Source organism: Bacillus sp. 5mfcol3.1 (genome assembly GCF_900114335.1).
Classification (GTDB): Bacteria; Bacillota; Bacilli; order Bacillales; family Bacillaceae_G; genus Bacillus_A; species Bacillus_A thuringiensis_S.
In genome coordinates, this window is record NZ_FOST01000007.1 from 92,141 (window position 1) to 113,103 (window position 20,963).

Sequence of the window (20,963 nt, forward strand, 5' to 3'; positions counted from 1 at the left end):
TAATTGAATTCTAAAAGAAAATAAAATAGTGATTAATCAGAAAATTTAGATTAAAAAATCTATTCTGATATAAAGAAAATATATTCTATTTACTTTTATAATATAACATATTGGGAATAAAAATACAAAATGAAATAATGTGACACTTCAGTGAAATGAAAAAACCAGCTCCATCAAAGAGAGAGCTGGTTAGAATAAAATTATTTAACAAAGCGTTTTTCGATATCATCTAATAGTAGGTTAGCAGCCATTACACCACCAGCTGTATTCCAAATAACGTCATCAACTTTGTATGCTTTACCATTTTTCACTGCATTTAAATTTTTAAATAGCGGATCATTGATATATTCTTTTTCTAATTCAGAGCCTTTTTTCTCATTTCCTTTATCGAATGTGAAGTAGAATAATACGTCGCCATCCATTGCAGAAATACGTTCTTTAGATACGTTACGCTCTGCAAAGTCGTCTTTATTTTGATCTCCAGGACGTTTAAATCCAAGTTCTTTTAAAATAACACCAGAGAATGTATCGCCATGATAAATACGAACATCACCAGGCATGAAACGAACCATAGAGATTTCTTGATTTACTTTATCGCCAAGTTTGCCTTTTAAATCTTTCATACGTGATTCGTAATCAGCTACAACTTTTTGACCTTCTTTTTCTTTATTTAATGCTTTTGCATAAAATTTGAAGTTATCTTTCCATTCCCCACGTAATGTTTCTGAGAACACAGTAGGTGCAATTGCTTTTAGTTGTTCGTACACTTTTTCGTGACGCATTTTGTTACCGATAATTAAGTCTGGTTTTAAAGAAGCAATTGTTTCAACGTTAACTTGTCCTTCATCACCAACAACTTTTACATCTTTCATTTTATCCTTAATATGTGGATACCATGGATCACCAGTCCAAGACTTTACAGAACCAACTGGTTTCACACCTAATTCAAGTAAAGCTTCAGTTCCTTCATTTGTTAAGATAACTACACGTTTTGGATTAGCAGGAACTTCTGTTTTACCCATTGCATGTTCTACAGTAACCACTTCTTTTTTATTATCTTCTTTTGTAGATTCTTCTTTGTTATTTGATTTTCCACAAGCGCTTAAAAGCATTGAAAATGCTAGTAAAAATACAAATACTGTAAACGATTTTTTCCGCATGAAATTCATTATGTACCCCCTACATGTTGAGAATATTTTTCAATAGCAAGCATGATATTAAGCCTTTATCTTTTGATTGTCAATACATATGGTTGAAAATAATTCTCATTTCCGTTGACAATAAGAATTAAGTTGAAATACACTTACAACGTATCATTATACATTGAAGGGGAAACGCTGCATGTTATTAAAAACAAATCAAGCAAAATGGATTGGATTATTTGTTGGAATCATTGCAGTCGTTATTTGTATTTGGGGAAGTATTATTTTCGGATATACAAATACGAGCTGGAAATTAGCGCTAGATGCTTTTTTCCATTTTAATGGTTCTAATGAACATATTATTATTCAAAATGTGCGCCTTCCAAGGGCACTTATAGCAGCAAGTGTTGGTGCTAGTTTAGCCATCGCGGGTTGTCTTATGCAAACTTTAACTAAGAATCCACTTGCTTCTCCAGATTTTATTGGATTAAATTCAGGTGCTGCGTTCTTCATAGTTGTAGCAATTGTAATCTTTTCAGTAACATCATTATCAGCTTTCACATGGATTGCCTTTTTAGGAGCGGCGGTTGCCGCTGTACTTGTATTTGCTTCTAGTTCTTTAGGAAAAGAAGGGACTACTCCTCTTAAGTTAACGTTAGCAGGGGTCGCAATTAGTGCGTTATTTTCATCATTAACACAAGGATTACTTGTGTTAAATGAAAAAGCGCTTGAAGAGGTATTATTTTGGCTTGCCGGATCTGTGCAAGGGAGAAAGTTAGAAATTTTACAATCTGTATTCCCATATTTATTAATAGGATGGATTGCGTCTCTTATGATGGCAGGGAAAGTAAATACATTGATGATGGGAGAAGACGTCGCGAAAGGACTTGGACAACGAACAATTTTAATGAAATCATTCGTGTTACTTATTATTGTACTATTGTCTGGTGGTTCAGTTGCGGTTGCTGGCCCAATTGGATTTATTGGAATTATTACTCCGCATTTTGCTAGATTTCTTGTTGGAGTTGACCACAGATGGAGAGTGCCTTATAGCGGATTGTTAGGTGCAATACTACTAATATTGGCTGATATAGCAGCAAGATATGTCATTATGCCACAAGAAGTACCAGTAGGAGTTATGACAGCATTTATTGGAGCACCGTTCTTTATTTATATTGCACGTAAGAGAGGGCTTAGCAAATGAAGAAATATATTCCGTTTCGTATAGGAAAAGGCGAGCTCTCGTTTTTAATGTATAAACGAGCTTGTCTCGTCTTGTTAAGTTTACTAGTTGTTTTAATAGGATTATTCTTTGCGAGCGCAGGTATGGGAGACATGAAAATTGCTCCTTATGACGTATGGCAAGCAATTACCGGAAATGGCGATGCAATGTCAAATATGGTTGTAAATAAGTTTCGTATGCCACGTATTTTAATTGCTATCCTCGTAGGAATTGCGCTTGCGGTAGCGGGCTGTATTTTACAAGGGCTCGTTCGAAATCCACTTGCTTCTCCTGATATCATCGGGATTACGGGCGGGGCAAGTGTCGCAGTTGTATTATTTTTAGCGTTATTTAGTGATAAAAATAATGCACTAACGGTAAGTATTCATTATATGCCGCTTGCAGCTTTTGCAGGAGCAACGATTGTAGCGGTTTTTGTATACTTATTTGCATGGCAAAATGATGGATTATCACCAATTAGTCTCGTTTTAATTGGTGTTGGATTTTGGGCATTAACGAAGGCGGCGACAACATTATTTATGTTGCTAGCACCAATTTATCAAGCGAGCCAAGCGAATGTATGGATTACGGGTACCGTTTACGGCTCTTCTTGGCAAAATGTTATGGTACTTGCGCCTTGGGTTCTCATTTTAACAGTAATATCATTTATCGCAGCTAGGCATTTAAATGCACAAGAGCTAGGGGATGATATAGCGGTAGGACTTGGGGTTCCTTTAACGAAGTCGCGTGTATTTATGTTATTACTTAGTACAGCTTTAATTGGTGGTGCGGTAGCTTTTGCCGGAGGGATTGGATTTGTCGGTTTAATGGCACCTCATATTTCACGAAGATTAGTTGGTTCTTTATACGGTGCATTACTCCCAGTTGCAGCTATTGTCGGTGCAATTCTAGTACTTGCTGCAGATTTAATAGGGCGTACAATTTTCACACCACTTGAAATTCCAGCAGGGGTATTTACATCAGCAATTGGTGCACCTTATTTCATTTATTTACTTTATAAAAGTCGGAATTCATAAAGGGAGATGAATATGCAAAAAGCATTGGAGACGAAACGCTTGACGTTGTCTTATGGTGAAACAATTATTATTGATGAGCTGAACTTAGAAATTCCAAAAGGAGAAATTACAATTTTTATCGGTTCTAACGGTTGCGGGAAATCAACTTTATTACGTTCACTAGCCAGATTATTAAAGCCAACAAATGGTGATATTTTGTTAGATAATCAAGCAATTCAAAGTATGCAAACGAAGCAAATTGCTCGTCAAATGGCGATTTTACCGCAAGGACCACAAGCACCAGAAGGACTTACAGTATTACAACTTGTAAAGCAAGGACGCTATCCATATCAAACATGGCTGAAGCAATGGTCAGAAAAAGACGAGGAAATGGTACAGAAGGCACTTGCAGCAACAGGTATGACAGAATTTGCTGAGCGTGATGTGCATGCTCTTTCAGGTGGGCAGCGTCAACGTGCTTGGATCGCAATGACACTTGCACAAGATACAGATATCATTTTACTGGATGAGCCAACTACATACTTAGATATGACTCACCAAATTGAAGTGCTAGATTTATTATTCGAATTAAATGAAACAGAACAAAGAACAATTGTTATGGTATTACATGATCTGAATTTAGCATGCCGCTATGCAGATAACATTGTAGCAATTCAAGATAAACAAATATATGCACAAGGTAAACCTGAAGAAGTGGTAGATGAGAAACTAGTACGTGATGTATTCCGAATGGAGTGTCAAATTAGTACGGATCCGTTGTTTGGAACACCGCTTTGTATCCCTCACGGAAGAGGAAGACGTGTAGTTAAAGAAGTTGCTCAGGCAATGAGATAAAAAAACGATGAGTGAGTCATCGTTTTTTTTATTTGGTACAAGAAAATAAGAGGAAGAGAGGAATACGTAAGCGACGTTTATACTCTTCTTCATCTTGAAAATAGGTTGGATTTGGTGTAGCTTCTTTTAATGATGTAATGGTAAATCCAGCTTGCTGTAATAATGTGAAATACTCTTCCGTTGTACGATGATATTTAATAACTTCTTGGTCAATCCATGGTTCAACCCGTTTGCCTAGTTTAAAATAATCATCGACGAGCCAACTCGTTCTTTTACCACTTGTTTGTAAGCTTTCAAATGAAGAAGTAATAACGGGATGTTGAACGCTAAAGATAAAGGTGCCATTTGTTTTTAAAGTTTGAAACACATTTTGAAAAATGATATCAAGATGTTCAATATAATGTAAGGCGAGTCTAGAGGTTACTAAATCAAAAGTGGAAGAGGGATAGGTATAATCTTTGAGGTTTAAAAAATGAACAGATCCATTTTTATTTTCTAGTTGTTTTTTAGCTTTTCCATACATAAGCTCGGAGCCTTCAATGCCGGTGTAAGAGTAGCATCCCTTTTCTAATAATTCCGCACCAAACTTAGCATCACCACAGCCTAAATCGAGAATTTGTTTTCCTTGCACATGACCAATGAGCTGAAAGAATACTGGTTTTTCAATGGATTCATTTGGGCTATTTTCTCGGTATTTTCGTTTCATATATTGTTCGAAAAATGCTGTGTTATTGTATACATCAGATTCTGTAAATGCCATGTTTGAAGCCTCCCTAAATATTTTTTTAATTCTATCAAATATGAAAAGTAAATGATAGATTTATTGTAATGAATCATATATAATCTAGAATTGTAAGCGGTTACTTTAAACTATTTTTCTATAATAAATTCTGAAAACGTGTTAAGCTAGTAGAGGGATTATTAGAACTATTAAGACAATAATCCGCTTACATGAACGATGGGAGGCTTCACAATGTCTAGTAAAACACTTGCGAAATTTTTAGAAGAAAATTTAGAGGATTTAAAATCAAAGGGGCTTTATAACGTAATTGATCCGCTTGAGAGTTCGAATGGACCAATCATTACAATTGGCGGAAAAGAATATATTAACTTATCTTCAAACAACTATCTTGGATTAGCAACAGATAGCCGTTTGCAAGAAGCAGCAATTGGTGCTATTCATAAGTACGGTGTTGGAGCAGGGGCTGTTCGTACAATTAACGGTACTTTAGATTTGCATATTAAGTTAGAAGAAACAATTGCAAAGTTTAAACATACAGAAGCAGCAATTGCTTATCAATCAGGATTTAACTGTAATATGGCAGCGATTTCAGCTGTTATGGATAAAAATGATGCGATTCTTTCAGACGAATTAAATCATGCATCTATTATTGACGGTAGTCGTCTATCAAAAGCAAAAATTATTGTTTATAAACATTCTGATATGGAAGATTTACGCCAAAAAGCAATCGCGGCGAAAGAATCAGGTCTTTACAATAAATTAATGGTAATTACAGACGGTGTTTTCTCAATGGATGGAGATGTTGCAAAACTACCAGAAATTGTTGAGATTGCAGAAGAGTTAGATTTAATGACATACGTAGATGATGCACACGGTTCAGGTGTACTTGGAAAAGGTGCAGGAACTGTAAAGCACTTCGGTCTTTCTGATAAAGTTGATTTCCAAATTGGTACATTATCAAAAGCAATTGGGGTAATTGGTGGATATGTAGCAGGGAAACAAAACTTAATTGACTGGTTAAAAGTTCGTTCACGTCCATTCTTATTCTCTACAGCATTAACACCAGCTGATGCGGCAGCTTGCATGAGATCAATTGAAATCTTAATGGAAAGCACAGAGTTACATGATCGTCTATGGGAAAACGGTCGCTATTTAAAACAAGGGTTAAAAGAACTTGGCTTTAACATTGGGGAAAGTGAAACGCCAATTACACCTTGTATTATTGGGGACGAAGTATTAACACAAGAATTTAGTAAACGTCTAAATGAAGAAGGCGTATACGCAAAATCTATCGTGTTCCCAACTGTAGCAAAAGGAACAGGTCGTGTTCGTAATATGCCTACAGCAGCTCATACGAAAGAAATGTTAGATGAAGCAATTTGTAAGTATGAAAAAGTAGGGAAAGAAATGGGTATCATTTAAGTAACGACATCTTTTGAATAGCTTGCAAATGAGGAGTGGGGAAAATGAAAAAAATTCTAGTAACCGGTTCTTTAGGGCAAATTGGTTCTGAACTAGTAATGAAACTTCGTGATGTATACGGCGCATCAAATGTTATTGCAACAGATATTCGTGAAACAGATAGTGAAGTAGTAACGTCTGGTCCATTTGAAACGTTAGATGTAACAGATGGACAAAAACTACATGATATCGCAAAGCGTAATGAAGTAGATACAATTATTCATTTAGCAGCTTTACTTTCAGCAACAGCAGAAAAAAATCCGTTATTTGCATGGAACCTAAATATGGGTGGACTTGTAAATGCTCTAGAAGCAGCTCGTGAATTAAACTGTAAGTTCTTCACGCCAAGTTCTATCGGTGCATTCGGTCCATCAACGCCAAAAGATAATACACCGCAAGATACAATTCAACGTCCTACTACGATGTATGGGGTAAACAAAGTAGCGGGAGAATTACTGTGTGATTATTATCATCAAAAATTTGGCGTAGATACGCGCGGTGTCCGTTTCCCAGGTTTAATTTCTTACGTAGCTCCTCCAGGAGGCGGAACAACTGATTATGCAGTTGAAATTTATTATGAGGCGATTAAAAAAGGTGCATACACCTCATACATTGCTGAAGGAACGTACATGGACATGATGTATATGCCTGATGCTTTACAAGCGATCATTTCATTAATGGAAGCTGATCCAAGTAAGCTAGTGCATAGAAATGCATTTAACATTACAGCAATGAGCTTTGAGCCAGAGCAAATTGCAGCGTCAATTCGTAAACACATTCCGACGTTTACAATGGATTATGCAGTAGATCCAGCTCGTCAAACAATCGCTGATAGCTGGCCAAACTCTATTGACGCAACAGCAGCAATGAAAGAGTGGGGCTTCAAAGCAGAATACGATTTAGATAAAATGACAACTGACATGCTGGCTAAGTTAAAAAAAAAGCTCACAGCTGAGTTAGTGATGAATTAATAGGAAGAGTCGATTCTTAGGAATCGGCTCTTCATCATTTTTGGAGGGAGAGAAGCCTTATGCAGAGAGTTGATGTCGTATATGCACTAATACATGACGAAGAAACAGATAAAATATTAATGGTACATAATGTAGAACAAAACGTTTGGTCATTGCCAGGCGGGGCTGTAGAAAAAGGTGAAATATTAGAGGAAGCACTAATAAGAGAAGTGAAAGAAGAGACAGGTTTAACTGCTGCGTTAGCTGGACTTGTTGCGATTAATGAAAAATTCTTTGAAGAATCAGGGAATCATGCGCTATTTTTTACATTCCGAGTGAATGTAGTAAAAGGTGAACTTATTGCGGAAGATGAAGGTGAAATTTCTGCAATAGAGTGGGTGGGTCGAACAATTGCGAATGAGCGCTTCCCATACTATGACGGAGGATTTGAATCTTTGTTAGAAGTAGCCATTCCATACAAGTTTCAACCAGAAACAAAGTAATTGAACGAAAAAACAGGAGCCACAAGGCTCCTATTTTCTATTCAATCGTCTTCAGTAATAACTTTTTCAATAGTGGTTTAATCTTTAGACGTAAATCTTCAGCGTGATTTGCAACTAAGAAGTGATGGTTATAAATGTTTTTCATCAATTGATAAGTTGCTTCTTTCGCTTCGCCTTCTTCGATGAAGATACCGATTACTTCCATACCACTTTTACGCGCGAGTTTAACAGCTTCATGCGTATCTAAAATTCCGTCTTGTTGATAGTCTAGCGCAGAAGGCTCACCGTCTGTGAAGACTAGTAAGAATTTATGTTTCTCAGGTCTTTTGGCAAGCTTTTCAGAAACGATACGAATAATATATCCGTCGCGGTTATCTTCTTCTTCACGAAGTTGCATAATTTCTGGACCAACGTTTGGTAACGTTGAGTTTTTATAATTTACAACTTCATGGATAACGTTCGGCTTATCTTCAGGTTTAGCGCTAGAGGCATCTTCCCAAAATCCGCTAATAGCGTGCGGGATTTTTAAAGATTTTAAAGCTTCATGGAATAGTACAACACTCTTCTTCGTTTCTTCCATTTTGTTATACATAGAACCAGAACAGTCAACTAACAGTTGGAATGCAACATCGAGTTCTTGTGACTCTTGTCCTTTTTTATAAAACATCCGCGGTTGTTTTTCGGTATAAATACGGAGGAATTTCTTACGAAGTCTTCCGTAATATTTATCACTATTCGCATTCGTTTTATTTTCAATCGTTTTTTCGATAATTTTCTTTAATTCTTTTACATCTTTATTGACGACTGATTTGATAGCTTGGTAATCTTTTTTCTCATCAATATTTACTTTGCGAGCTTCTTTAAATGTATGAGAAGCACCTACATTATACTTCCCATATGCACCGTCGTGCTGGCTAGAAGCGTGTGAAGCCCTTGCTTCTTCTGTATCAGCGCCATCAAAGTTGGATTGTGTACTTTTTTGAGAAGTACCTTGTACAGAACCAAGTGCTTGGTCGCCATCTTCTGATTCACGAGCAGTATCGCCCATCATGTTTGTTTTTGTTCCGCTTTCTAATTCAAAGCGTAAAAAGTTCTCGTTTTCGTTATTTTTATTTTCACGATGCCATGTGGAGAAACTTTCATCCATTTTGTTTTTATTTTCATCGTCATCTATAAGCTGCGTATCATCATTTGCTAAATCTTCGACGCGACAGTTCTTTTCGTCTGCAAGAACAGATAAGTAAAGTGGAGCATGTCCGAAATAGTTGTTAAGCATATCACTTTCAAGAAGCGCCTCTAAGCGATAGCGAATTTTCTCAACGATATACATAATATCTTCTGTATTACGTGCTTGGAATGTTTCATGTAAAATCGCTTCAATTTGCTCAAAATATTCATTATTAAACATTTCATATTTATCGCTCGTTAATGAAAGATAGCATAGGCAAAATAGACGATCACCGTGATAATTACGAACGCGGTTTATTTCATTTTGAGAGCCGAAATAATTGCGGTACATTTCTTTTCGGCGTTTAAAAATATGTTTCGTGCCAGGACGTAAGTTCTTTACGATTTCCTCAACGCGTAAATCTTCTAATAGAACAAATAATTGTGTTAAAAACTTTTTTAGGGGCGATTCTTGCAATTCAATTGCATAAGAACGAATTAAAGTCATGTCCGAGTAATGTTTATTACCAAGTGCTTTTAAGAACACTTCGCTTTTTAATCCGATTACTGTATCTTCTTCTTTTCGATCATCCCAAAAGTGACTAATGACAACTTTCTTTTCAATTTCGTCGTAGTATGCTTTATAGCCATATTCAAGATAGGCATCGTCTTCTTTTAGAAGGGCATACATTAAGTTTTCCATTTGTAGAAACAGCGACGCATCAATTTTTTTGTCACTAAAAATTTGTCTCATAAATTATCCCTCAAAGAAATAACTTTCTGCTAATTCACGGACAGTCATTTGTTCTGTTTCATCATTAAGTTTTGCAATTATGCTTCGTTCAATCGCTCGCATAACAGGAATATATACACCTAAATCACATGCGTCGATAATACCACGAATACTTGCTGCTTCTTCACTTACACGTCCATCGCGAGCTAAAGGCATAAGGTCGCTTGCAAATGCAACAAACTTTTCAATTGTTGCAACATTATTTAATTTTGATTCTGCTAATAATAGTTCTTTTAATGTGTCACCTTGAATGTAAGGAACTTCAATAATAACGAAACGGTTTTTTAATGCTTCATTTAGTTCACTTGTTCCAACGTAACCTTCGTTAATCGCAGCAATTACACGGTATTCGTCATCACCGTATACAACCTCTTGTGTAAATGGGTTTGTGATCATTTTACGGTAATCTAATGCGCCGTGAAGTAGCGGTAAAGTTTCAGGTTTTGCCATATTGATTTCGTCAATATATAGGAAGTGACCGTTCTTCATTGCTTTCATAAGAGGACCGTTAACGAATGAAACTTCAGATGCACCATCTTTCGTTTGTAGTGTGTTGTATCCTAAAATACCTTCTACATCTAAGTCGACAGAGCAGTTAATGCTATGCATTGGTTTTTGGAATAAAGAAGAAAGAGTTTCCGCTAGTACTGTTTTACCACTACCAGTCGGTCCTTTTAATAGAATGTTCTTGCCAAGAAGAAGTGCTGTAATCGCATCTTCAATAATGCTATTATCAGACGCTTTATATATTTTCGTTCCGATTAAATGTGCATTTTCACCAGCTTCTTGTTTATTCTTTTCATGAATCGTAGAAAGCTGTTGTTTTAAATCAGAATGTATATGAAATTGTTCTAACATGTATTTCCCACCTAACATTATTTTCATAAAGTAATACATCTTATGATAACTTGTTTTAATATGGTATGCAAAGAAAAGGAAGGAGGATAAAGGGAAAAGAAAAAGCAATCAAGATGAAGTTGATTGCTTACAGTAAAGGAGAAATGAGCCTCATGAAAGACTCCAATATGCGTTTTTTTATACTTCTTTTTTGGAAAGAGTTCCATTTAATTTCAGTTGAATGTTTAAAGTCTTCTTCAAAATCACGTTTAATATCGTGAACTGTTTTTGATTCATAAAGTACGCTAATAATTTCGTAATTCAATTCAAAGCTACGTACATCCATGTTTGCTGTTCCAATCGTTGCAATTGTATCATCAACGAGTACAATTTTTGCATGCATAAAACCATCTTTATAACTGTAAATAGAAGCACCAGCTTTTAAAAGCGGAGTGAAATAGGATTGAGATGCTTGATCACTAATGATGCTATCACTTTTACCTGGATATAAAATCCGTACATCTATTCCGGCAATTGCACTTAAGCGTAATAATGTTAAAGTTTCTTGATCTGGAATAAAGTAGGGTGTAGCAATCCAAATGGATTTTTTTGCAGAGCCCATAACAGCTAATAATGTATTACGAATACTTTTATCATCGGAGCTTGGTCCGCTTGCTACGATTTGAACAGCACCTTCTGCATTTGAAATCTCTTTACCTGGGAAGTATTGTCTATTCATGAATTGATCCCAGGAATAAGTATTTAAACCACTAGAGGCATAGAGCCAGTCTTCTAGAAAGATTGCTTGTAATTTATATAATGCTTTTCCTTCTATTTTTAAATGACTATCACGCCAAACAGGAAATTTCTTTGAACGGCCAAGATATTCATCGCCGACATTGAGTCCTCCGGTAAAACCAATTTTTCCATCTACAATAACAATTTTTCGATGGTTACGATAATTGACAGTTTCAAGTAACCAAGCTGAAAAAATAGGGTCAAATTCTACAATTTCAATCCCAGCTTCTTTCATAGGTTGTAAAAATCGTCTTCTTAACGTATTACTTCCAAGGCCATCATAAAGGAAGCGTACAATAACACCATCTTTTGCTTTTTGTATTAAAGCATCTCGAACTTTTGTACCAATTTCATCAGATTTATAAATGTAGTATTGAATATGTATATGATGTTTTGCCTGCTCTATAGCTCGCAAAATTTCTGAAAATGTTTGATCTCCGTTTGTTAAAAGTTTTGTAGTTGTTTTATCTGCGGCAGGACCGCCTCCAAATTTTTGTATGACTTCTGTTAAATGTAAGGAACGTTCATTTAGTGGGACTGTGAGTAATAACTCTAGTCTTCTTCCTTCTAATATTTCACGGAATAATTTTCTTTGTTCTTCTGAACGATGGAGATGTTTTTTTCTTCTCCAGCGGCTGCGTCCGAAAATAGCGTATAAAAGCACACCTATAATAGGAAGAAGTGCTAATACTAAAAACCATGCTAATGTACTTTGTGGAGATCTATTTTCTATAAAAATAACGAATGAAATTCCTACGATTGTGATGGACCATAGAGCACCGACAAATGTATATAACGAGATATACGATGTATTTAATAGGAACAGAACGATAGATACAATTGTAAATATTAATAGTAATTGAACGATAGGCTTCTTCATTTCTATATAATTCCCCTAATCTTTTTTCAATATAGACTTCTTAAATAGAAGATGTAATATGACATCTTTATTATAAGGTGTTTTGCTTTTTTTACAAAATATAGACATTTCACCTATACTTTCCGCATTTGTCCTACATACAGTGTACTATCCCATTTTTTATCTCACTCTTAACGCATATGAAAATGAAAAAATCGAAAAGGAGCGGAGAAACATGAATTATATAGAAAATAATGGATTGTACTATCGGAATCATCATGGAGGACACAATCATGGTGGGCATAATCATAACGGCGGACATCATCACCATGGAGGACACAATCACTATGATCACCATCATCATCACGGAGGCGGATGGGGCTGGGGTGGTGGTAGTTCATGGGGAGGCGGATTTTTCCCTGGAAGCTTTGCAGGAGGAGTGTTAGGCGGACTGACAGCGGGTGCGTTAACAGGTGCAACAAGTGGAGGATATTATCCGGCTCCATATCCAGTAGCTTATCCATCACCATACCCTGTAACGTATCCAATGCCATACCCAGGTTATCAGCAAATACCATATTCGTATTAAACTAAAAAAGAGGCTATCCTCTTTTTTAGTTTAATACGGTATTTATTTATAAAATACTTCCAAAATTAAGGTGAAAATATGTTAATATTTTGTTATTGTAATTCAAAAACATATACATTGATGTAGAGTTTTATATTATTATTCGTGAATAGTTATGTAGTATGTTCTAATTTCTATTTCGTTATTAAAAACAAAGAGATCAGATGTGAGTGGTATTAGTTGGAAACAAGGCTTGCATAGAGCCACTTAAAGGGATTGCAGTATAATAAGGCGCGAAATAATTAGGGAGATGAGAAGTTACTAGTTATAATTGGAACGGTATAATATTGCTTTTTATTACAAATAATATTATGTTATTTTAATCGGTCTATTTAAAAAGATAATTTATGTAATGGGCTAGTGTTAGAAAATGAAATATCTCTATTTCTATGAAGAGAAACAGGTTGTGTTTTAGTCAGATAGAAGCAAGGAGAGATGCGCATGCTAGAACAGAGAGGTCATGCATTATATGACTCTTCATTGCGAGATTTAAAGTTAGCATTAGATGAGTCTTCAATTGTTGCAATTACAGATCGAAAAGGTCTTATTACATATGTAAATGATAAATTTTGTGAAATCTCTAAATACAAAAGAGAAGAATTAATTGGAAAAGATCACCGTATTTTAAATTCAGGACATCATCCAAAAACCTTTTTTCAAGACTTATGGAAACGTATTTTGAATGGGAAAGTATGGACAGGTGAGATTCGGAATCGAGCAAAAGATGGTACATATTATTGGGTCAAAACAACAATTGTTCCATTTTTAAATGAAAAAGGAGAGCCATACCAGTTTATCGCAATTCGAAATGATATTAGTAGTAGAAAAGAAGCGGAACATAGATTGCGGCTAAGTGAAAGTCGTTATAGGGAACTTGCCTATCATGATGCTTTAACGAGTTTGCCTAACCGTTTACAATTAATAACGACCGTTAATAAATTGATTGCAGATAAAAAAGAATTTGGTATGATTTACTTTGATTTGGACCGTTTTAAATTAGTAAATGATACGTTAGGTCATATGATAGGGGATTTACTTTTAAGCGAAGTTGCTTCACGGTTGCATTATGTACTAGGAGAGAAAGATGTTCTGGCTAGGCTAGGTGGCGACGAATTTGTGCTGTTAACAAAAAATCATAGACAAGATGATATGAGTCAGTTAGCGACATCTGTGTTGTCATGTTTTCAGGCACCATTTATGCTGGAAGGCCATGAAGTATACATTTCAGCTAGTCTAGGACTTTGTTCTTATCCACAAGACGGACAAGATGTGGAAACTTTATTGAAAAACTCTGACTTAGCTATGTATAGTGCAAAAGAACAGGGGAGAAACGCTGCGTGTTTCTTTACAGATGAGCTACGCGCGAAAATAAATCGTAGAATGAAAGTTGAGTTTGCTTTGCAAAAGGCAATTCGTGATGAAGAGTTAGATGTAGCATTGCAGCCTATTATTGATTTGAAAACGAAGAGATATTCTGGTATAGAAGCTCTAGTACGTTGTATGACAGAAGACGGACCTATTTCACCAAGCGAATTTATCCCTGTTGCTGAAGAGTCTGGACTTATTATAAAGCTAGGAGACTGGGTATTAGAAAAGTCATGCCGATTGTTTAAAACTTTGCCAAATTATCAAGAAGGACTAAAGTTATCTGTGAATTTATCTATACAACAATTAATGCAGAAACGTTTTATTTTGTCTGTACGTAGCATTTTAAAGAGAACTGGTTTTCCTCCGAACCGTTTAATATTAGAAATAACGGAAAGCATTGCAGTTCGCCATTTTGATTATATTATTGCTACATTACAAGAATTAAGAAATATGGGTGTTTTAATTGCTTTGGATGATTTCGGAACTGGTTATTCTTCCTTATATTATTTAAAACAACTACCACTGGATATTGTAAAAATTGATCGTAATTTTATTCGTGAATTTCATTATGATCACGCACAGCCAGAACGAACGATTGTAAAATCCGTTATTGAAATTGCTCATAGTTTAAATTTAGCAGTAGTTGCTGAAGGGGTAGAAACAGTAGAGCAAGAGAGTTTGTTACAATCAATGAGCTGTGATTATGTACAGGGATTTTATTATGCGAAACCTTTATCTGTAGGAGAGCTAAAAGAAAAGTTAATTACAGATTTTTAATAAAAAAGAGAAGCCAGCAGCTTCTCTTTATTTAATCCGTTTTTTGTGAGTCTTTCATTAGTACAGGATAAAGAATAAGACCTAATACGAACAATCCAATTCCTAAGAAGAACGTTTTTAAGTCAGCAGTTCCTGTTTTGATAACCCAAATTGAGTATATAAATGCTAATGTAGTGATGATTCCGTCCTTTATTCGAGAACCAGGCATTATATCATACGTTTCTCCTGTAATAACCAGTTTGAATTGGTACAGAGTAGAAACAAGGTATGGAATTAAATAGGCTAATGTTGCTACGACGATAGCGAAACTATACGCTTCTGAAACAGTACCAGAAATCGTTGAAAATAAGAAGATTTGCGTCATTACATTTGTAATCAATAATGATTTTGAAGGACTACCTTTTTTATTTGTTTTCCCGAAAAACTTAGGGAAAAGTCCATTCTTTGCTGCCTGGTAAGGTACTTCTGAACTAACAACAATCCAGCCAACTGTAGATCCAAATAAAGATATAAGAGCGAGTAAAGCCATGATATATGCGCCTTTATTTCCAATTGCTAAATTTAATGCGTCTACTAATGGTTTTTGAGACTCTTTTAAAGCATCTTGCGGAAGAGCTCCCATTGTAAGTAAAGTAATTGACATGTAAATAAGAAGAGCGATAATTAATCCGAAAATCGTAGCTTTTTTTACATCGCGCTGTGATTTTGCACGATTAGAAAGCATAACTGCTGATTCAATACCGATAAATGCCCAGAGTGTTGCAATAGCAGCTGAATTGATTTGTCCCCCTAACGAGATGGATTGTCCTGCTTCATTCATAAAGGTTTGACCGTCTCCGAAATTAGAGGCATTGAAAATGAATAATGTAATTACAATAAACATTGTAAATCCGATAATTTTTGCAATGGTAGCAAGTAGATTCATGTTTCCAGCTCGATCAATATTTTGAGAAAGAATATATTGAATTCCCCACAGCATAAGGCTACATACGAGGAAAGTTAATCCTTTTCCGAGTTCCAGTGAAAATCCATTTATTGAAAAAAGAATTTGCTTACTTTGTAAAACTGGAAAGAATGTTGATAAATATCCAGCAAAGGAAATAATTACAGATGCTGTTGCAGCCCAGTTAGCAGCCCAATATCCCCATGCCATACTATATCCTGCAACTTTACCAGCTTTTTTTGAAGGAAACATAGCTTGAGCATAGCTTTGTGGTCCAGCCTTTAATTCTGGTTTCCGAATCGCTAAATTTCCAAATACAAGTGCAATCATAAATACGCCAAGGCCTGTAATACTCCATGCGAGTGTAGAACCCATCGGACCTGATACTTGTGCTAAATTTGCTGGAAGCATAAATACGCCACCGCCAACCATATTCCCGATAACAAATGCTGTTAAAACCCATAATCCCCATTTTTTCGTTTCCATTTTTGTTAACTCCTTTGTAGTAAGTTTTGCTTAAACATCATTTTTTACTAGCTTTTTGACAATAAAAAAGAGCCATGTAGATAAAAAATACCTACATGGCTCTTTGCCTAACGTAGGTACAACGGGAATAACCCTTGTACCTACGCGTAATTTTTCCGCTAGGTTTCAAGGGTTACGTATGATGATGATGTTTTTGTGCAAATGTAACTACAGTTGTTGTATAAGTAAGCATAGTTCTTTGCTCCCTTTCTCCTCTGATTTTGAAGTTAGTATACTACATGTTTTTTTGAATGAAAAGAAAAATATAAAAATTTTTATAAAAATACGTTTTAAAGATTAAATATTTACCTATATTTTTCTTGTACTGGAAAATAAGTGAGAGATTGGCAGAAGAGTGAAGCATGTTATAATACATATAGAATTAGAAGGTGACAAGGGGCTATTGTAGATGATGAGTAAGTATGAACAAATTTATACAGAAATCAGTAAATCTATTGATAATAAACAATTAAAAGAGGGATGCAAAATTCCATCAGAAACAGAATTAATGAAGCAGTATGAGGCAAGCCGAGGCACGGTAAGAAAAGCTGTAGATTTACTGCAAGAGCGTGGATATGTGCAAAAAATTCATGGAAAAGGTGTTTTTGTTTTAAAGCGAAAAAATATTGAATTTAATTTTGGCGGTATTGTAAGTTTCCAAGAAGAAAATGAACGTTTAGGACGTCATTGTATTACGGAAGTTGTGGAAATGGACAAAGAAAAAGCCACAAAAGAAATTGCGAAATTATTAAATGTAAAAGAAAAAACAGAGATTGACCATATTAAACGTGTACGAAATATTGATGGAGAAAAAGTAATTTTAGATATAAATCATTTTGTATCTGAATTTATTCCAGGATTAACGAAAGAAATTGCAACAGCATCGATTTATAAATACATCGAGAAAGAGCTTGGGCTACATATTAGTTATTCGCAGAGGGTAATAGAAGTACAGCCATGTACAGAGGATGACAGAAAGTATTTAGATTTAAATGGAACAGACTATGTTGTCGTTGTGAAAAACTTTACACATTTGTATGATGGAAGTCAGTTCGAATATACAGAATCACGCCACCGTTTAGATATTTTTCACTTTTCGGATGTGGCACGCAGGAAGTAAAGAGGTGGAACAAAATATTGTTTCATCTCTTTTTTTATAAAAAAAAAACACGAACTCGTATATACGAGTGTTGACTAACTTATATATACGAGTTAATATGTAATTGTAAACGGTATCAAAAAAAGAAAAGAGGGACGGGAATATGGGGAAAGACTATCGTAAAACAGCAGAGGAAGTGTTGCAGTATATTGGTGGGAAAGACAATATTGAACAAGCTGCACATTGTGTGACGAGGCTCCGTATCGCTTTAAAAGATGAAAGTAAAATAGATAATGATAAATTACAGTCTGTTTCATTAGTGAAAGGAGCGTTTCATAACGCTGGTATATTTCAAGTTGTAATTGGTCCAGGGGATGTAGATCGTGTTTACGCTGAATTGATAACGCTTGCAGGTATGAAAGAATCGACTGTAGCTGACGTAAAAGACTCTGGAAATCAGAAGTTAAATCCAGCTCAAAAGTTTGTAAAAATATTTTCGGATGTATTTATGCCTATATTACCAGCGATCGTAACGGCTGGTTTACTAATGGGTATTAACAATCTATTAGGGGCAAAGGACTTATTTTTTGATGGGAAAAATTTATTAGATGTTTATCCGAACTTAGGTGGGCTTTGGGATTTAATTAATATGATGGCCAATACAGCATTCGTATTCTTACCAGCACTTGTCGGGTGGTCAGCAACGAAGCGTTTTGGTGGTAGTCCAATACTAGGGATTGTTATGGGATTAATGCTTGTGCACCCGGCCTTATTAAACGCTTGGGACTATGGAAAAGCAGCGACTGGTTTAGAGGGTCAAAAGATTGAGTACTTCAATATTTTAGGACTATTCCAAATTGAGAAGGTAGGATATCAAGGACAAATTTTACCTGTTTTAGTAGCAGCATTTGTATTAAGTAAAGTGGAAATTTTCTTAAAGAAACATGTACCAAATGCAATTCAATTATTAGTTGTACCAATTACAACAATCGTTGTGACAGGTGTGTTGGCACTAGGAATTATCGGTCCGGTTACACGTCATATTGGAGATTTATTAACAGTAGGATTAGTAGGTGTATATGAAACAGTACCAGTAGTTGGAGCAGTATTATTTGGAGCGTTATATGCACCCCTTGTAATTACAGGTATGCATCATATGTTTATTGCAATTGATTTACAATTGATTGCACAACATGGCGGTACATTTATTTGGCCGATGATCGCTCTTTCTAACATTGCGCAAGGTAGTGCGGCACTTGCGATGTTCTGGATTTCTAAAAATCAAAATGATAAAAGTATGGCATCAACATCAGCCATTTCAGCATACTTCGGTATTACAGAACCAGCGATGTTTGGTGTGAATTTACGAAATAAGTTCCCGTTCTATGCAGCGATTATAGGGTCTGCTGTGGCAGCGATATTCATTACATTAAATGGTGTATTAGCACCTGCTATCGGAATTGGCGGATTGCCAGCATTTATTTCTATCATTCCGAAATCGATTCCAATGTTTATTGTAGGAATGATTATTGCAGTTGTAATCCCATTTACTTTAACATGGTTATTTGCAAAAAGAGTCAAACAGAAGTAGGAGGAAGTTAAACATGAAGGATTGGCATAAAAGTGTAGTCTATCAAATTTATCCGAAGAGCTTTAATAGTTATTACAATAGAGAAACCGGTGATATAAAAGGGGTTACAGAGAAACTAGATTATTTAAAAGAACTCGGAGTGGATTATATATGGTTAACACCGATATACCAATCACCACAAAATGATAATGGATATGATGTAAGTGATTACTACAGCATTGATCCATCTTACGGAACGATGGAAGAGTTTGAAGAACTTTTAGCAGAAGCGAAAGTACGTAACATTGAGATTATGCTTGATATTGTTGTAAATCATAGTTCGACTGAACATAAGTGGTTTAAAGAAGCGAAGGAAGATAAAAATAGTCCATATCGTAATTACTATATTTGGCGTGATGAAAAAAATAATTGGCAGTCTAAGTTTGGTGGATCTGCTTGGAAATATGAGGAGAAGACGGAGCAATATTATTTACATTTATTTGATGAAACACAAGCTGATTTAAATTGGGAAAATGAAAAACTTCGTGAAGAAGTATATGATATGATGCGTTTTTGGCTGGATAAAGGGGTAACAGGATTCCGATTAGATGTCATTAACTTAATTTCAAAAGACCAATGCTTCTTAAACGATGAAGGTAGTACTGCGACAAGTGATGGACGCAAGTATTATACAGATGGTCCGCGTGTTCATGAATATTTACAAGAGATGAACCGAAATGTTTTTGCAGGAAAAGATGTCATTACAGTTGGAGAAATGTCATCTACGACAATTGATAATTGTATTAAATATTCTAATCCTGAGCGTAATGAATTAAGCATGACGTTTAGTTTCCATCATTTAAAAGTAGATTATCCGAATGGTGATAAGTGGACGAAAGCAGAGTTTGATTTTATTAAATTAAAAGAGATTATGTCTAACTGGCAAATTGAAATGCAAAAGGGCGGAGGATGGAATGCGTTATTTTGGTGTAATCATGACCAGCCTCGCATCGTGTCACGCTTTGGTGATGATGGAAAGTACCGAAACGAATCTGCAAAAATGTTAGCGACAGCCATGCACATGCTGCAAGGAACGCCTTATATTTATCAAGGGGAAGAAATCGGTATGACGAATCCTAAATTTGAGTCCATCGAGCAATATCGTGATGTAGAATCGTTAAATATATACGATATAAAGCTAAAAGAAGGGCTATCAAAAGAAGAGATTATAGGGATTTTAAAGCAAAAATCTCGTGACAACTCTCGCACTCCGATGCAGTGGAATGAAGAGATGAACAGTGGTTTTACAACAAGTACACCTTGGATTTCAGCGGCTGAAAATTTTAAAGAAATAAACGTAGAGAAAGCATTAGAAGATAAAGAGTCCGTATTTTATCATTATAAAAAGTTAATAGAGCTTAGAAAAACGTATGATGTAATTACAGAAGGAGAATATGCTATTTTGGATAAAAATGATCCTAAAATTTGGGCATATACTCGTACTACAGAAAGTGAAGTACTACTTGTTATAAATAACTTCTATGGAGAAGAAATAACGTATTCAGTACCAGCGCACGTTCAGTTAGATGGAATGAAACAAGAAGTACTACTTTCGAATTATAAAGATGCCAGCAAGGATATTGCAAAACTTAACTTAAGACCATATGAATCAATTGTGTATCGATATACGAAATAAAAAGGTTGTATG

The 20,963-nt window shown here is 35.4% G+C and carries 17 protein-coding genes; 11 read left to right on the plus strand and 6 right to left on the minus strand.

What is annotated here, in order from left to right:
• Positions 1–200: 200 nt before the first annotated feature.
• On the minus strand, positions 201–1,169 hold the full coding sequence (locus BM089_RS25260; protein ID WP_090978380.1) for an ABC transporter substrate-binding protein: 969 nt from the start codon (positions 1,167–1,169) through the stop codon (positions 201–203).
• Positions 1,170–1,341: 172 nt separating this feature from the next.
• On the opposite strand from BM089_RS25260, the gene BM089_RS25265 reads away from it, so the two are divergent.
• Genes BM089_RS25265 through BM089_RS25275 form a run of 3 tightly spaced genes read left to right on the plus strand, consistent with a single transcriptional unit; the run spans position 1,342 to position 4,235 of the window.
• Positions 1,342–2,346 (plus strand): FecCD family ABC transporter permease, encoded by a 1,005-nt coding sequence (locus tag BM089_RS25265; RefSeq protein WP_000925211.1) that lies wholly within the window; start codon positions 1,342–1,344, stop codon positions 2,344–2,346.
• A complete protein-coding gene (locus BM089_RS25270) occupies positions 2,343–3,401 on the plus strand; it encodes a FecCD family ABC transporter permease (RefSeq protein ID WP_000760059.1) in 1,059 nt (352 codons plus the stop codon). The genes BM089_RS25265 and BM089_RS25270 overlap by 4 nt, the downstream gene beginning before the upstream one ends.
• A 12-nt stretch (positions 3,402–3,413) precedes the next feature.
• Positions 3,414–4,235 carry an ABC transporter ATP-binding protein gene (locus BM089_RS25275; protein ID WP_001167953.1) on the plus strand — a complete coding sequence of 274 codons (822 nt, stop codon included), beginning with the start codon at positions 3,414–3,416 and terminating at the stop codon, positions 4,233–4,235.
• A 28-nt stretch (positions 4,236–4,263) separates the two neighbouring features.
• Here the strand turns inward: BM089_RS25275 and BM089_RS25280 are convergent, their stop codons facing one another.
• On the minus strand, positions 4,264–4,995 hold the full coding sequence (locus BM089_RS25280; protein ID WP_000885964.1) for a class I SAM-dependent DNA methyltransferase: 732 nt from the start codon (positions 4,993–4,995) through the stop codon (positions 4,264–4,266).
• Positions 4,996–5,208: 213 nt separating this feature from the next.
• Here BM089_RS25280 and BM089_RS25285 point away from each other — a divergent pair, with 213 nt between their 5' ends.
• The 3 genes from BM089_RS25285 to BM089_RS25295 are packed head-to-tail and all read left to right on the plus strand — an operon-like array spanning position 5,209 to position 7,891.
• Positions 5,209–6,399: a glycine C-acetyltransferase gene (locus tag BM089_RS25285; RefSeq protein WP_000095904.1), complete on the plus strand. Its 1,191-nt coding sequence runs from the start codon at positions 5,209–5,211 to the stop codon at positions 6,397–6,399.
• Positions 6,400–6,443: 44 nt separating this feature from the next.
• Complete coding sequence (locus tag BM089_RS25290) at positions 6,444–7,409, plus strand: L-threonine 3-dehydrogenase (RefSeq protein WP_000723125.1); 966 nt, start codon at positions 6,444–6,446, stop codon at positions 7,407–7,409.
• Positions 7,410–7,468: 59 nt separating this feature from the next.
• Positions 7,469–7,891: an NUDIX hydrolase gene (locus BM089_RS25295; protein ID WP_090978382.1), complete on the plus strand. Its 423-nt coding sequence runs from the start codon at positions 7,469–7,471 to the stop codon at positions 7,889–7,891.
• Between the two features lie 37 nt (positions 7,892–7,928).
• Here BM089_RS25295 and BM089_RS25300 read toward each other — a convergent pair whose 3' ends face one another.
• From BM089_RS25300 to BM089_RS25310, 3 genes are all read right to left on the minus strand, one after another.
• Positions 7,929–9,812: a vWA domain-containing protein gene (locus BM089_RS25300; RefSeq protein WP_016083554.1), complete on the minus strand. Its 1,884-nt coding sequence runs from the start codon at positions 9,810–9,812 to the stop codon at positions 7,929–7,931.
• A gap of 3 nt (positions 9,813–9,815) precedes the next feature.
• Positions 9,816–10,709, minus strand: a complete 894-nt coding sequence (locus BM089_RS25305; protein ID WP_065229746.1) for an ATP-binding protein — start codon at positions 10,707–10,709, stop codon at positions 9,816–9,818.
• Between the two features lie 127 nt (positions 10,710–10,836).
• Entirely contained in the window at positions 10,837–12,366 is a 1,530-nt protein-coding gene (locus BM089_RS25310) for a cardiolipin synthase (RefSeq protein WP_090978384.1), read from the minus strand.
• A 214-nt stretch (positions 12,367–12,580) separates the two neighbouring features.
• Between BM089_RS25310 and BM089_RS25320 the strand changes: the two genes are divergently transcribed.
• Positions 12,581–12,934 (plus strand): hypothetical protein, encoded by a 354-nt coding sequence (locus BM089_RS25320; protein ID WP_001106379.1) that lies wholly within the window; start codon positions 12,581–12,583, stop codon positions 12,932–12,934.
• A gap of 480 nt (positions 12,935–13,414) precedes the next feature.
• Positions 13,415–15,118: a putative bifunctional diguanylate cyclase/phosphodiesterase gene (locus BM089_RS25325; RefSeq protein ID WP_000893346.1), complete on the plus strand. Its 1,704-nt coding sequence runs from the start codon at positions 13,415–13,417 to the stop codon at positions 15,116–15,118.
• 31 nt (positions 15,119–15,149) lie between these two features.
• On the opposite strand, the gene BM089_RS25330 is transcribed toward BM089_RS25325, so the two are convergent.
• Positions 15,150–16,547, minus strand: coding sequence for an amino acid permease (locus BM089_RS25330; RefSeq protein ID WP_000448445.1), 1,398 nt, complete (start codon positions 16,545–16,547; stop codon positions 15,150–15,152).
• A gap of 448 nt (positions 16,548–16,995) precedes the next feature.
• On the opposite strand from BM089_RS25330, the gene treR reads away from it, so the two are divergent.
• The 3 genes from treR to treC all read left to right on the plus strand — a co-directional run bounded on the left by treR (position 16,996) and on the right by treC (position 20,951).
• Positions 16,996–17,706 (plus strand): trehalose operon repressor, encoded by a 711-nt coding sequence (gene treR, locus BM089_RS25335; protein ID WP_000987242.1) that lies wholly within the window; start codon positions 16,996–16,998, stop codon positions 17,704–17,706.
• Between the two features lie 142 nt (positions 17,707–17,848).
• The gene (gene treP / locus BM089_RS25340) at positions 17,849–19,276 is read left to right on the plus strand and encodes a PTS system trehalose-specific EIIBC component (protein ID WP_000513942.1); all 1,428 of its coding nucleotides are present in this window, start codon (positions 17,849–17,851) and stop codon (positions 19,274–19,276) included.
• Positions 19,277–19,289: 13 nt separating this feature from the next.
• Positions 19,290–20,951 (plus strand): alpha,alpha-phosphotrehalase, encoded by a 1,662-nt coding sequence (gene treC / locus BM089_RS25345; protein WP_000656151.1) that lies wholly within the window; start codon positions 19,290–19,292, stop codon positions 20,949–20,951.
• Positions 20,952–20,963 lie beyond the last annotated feature (12 nt).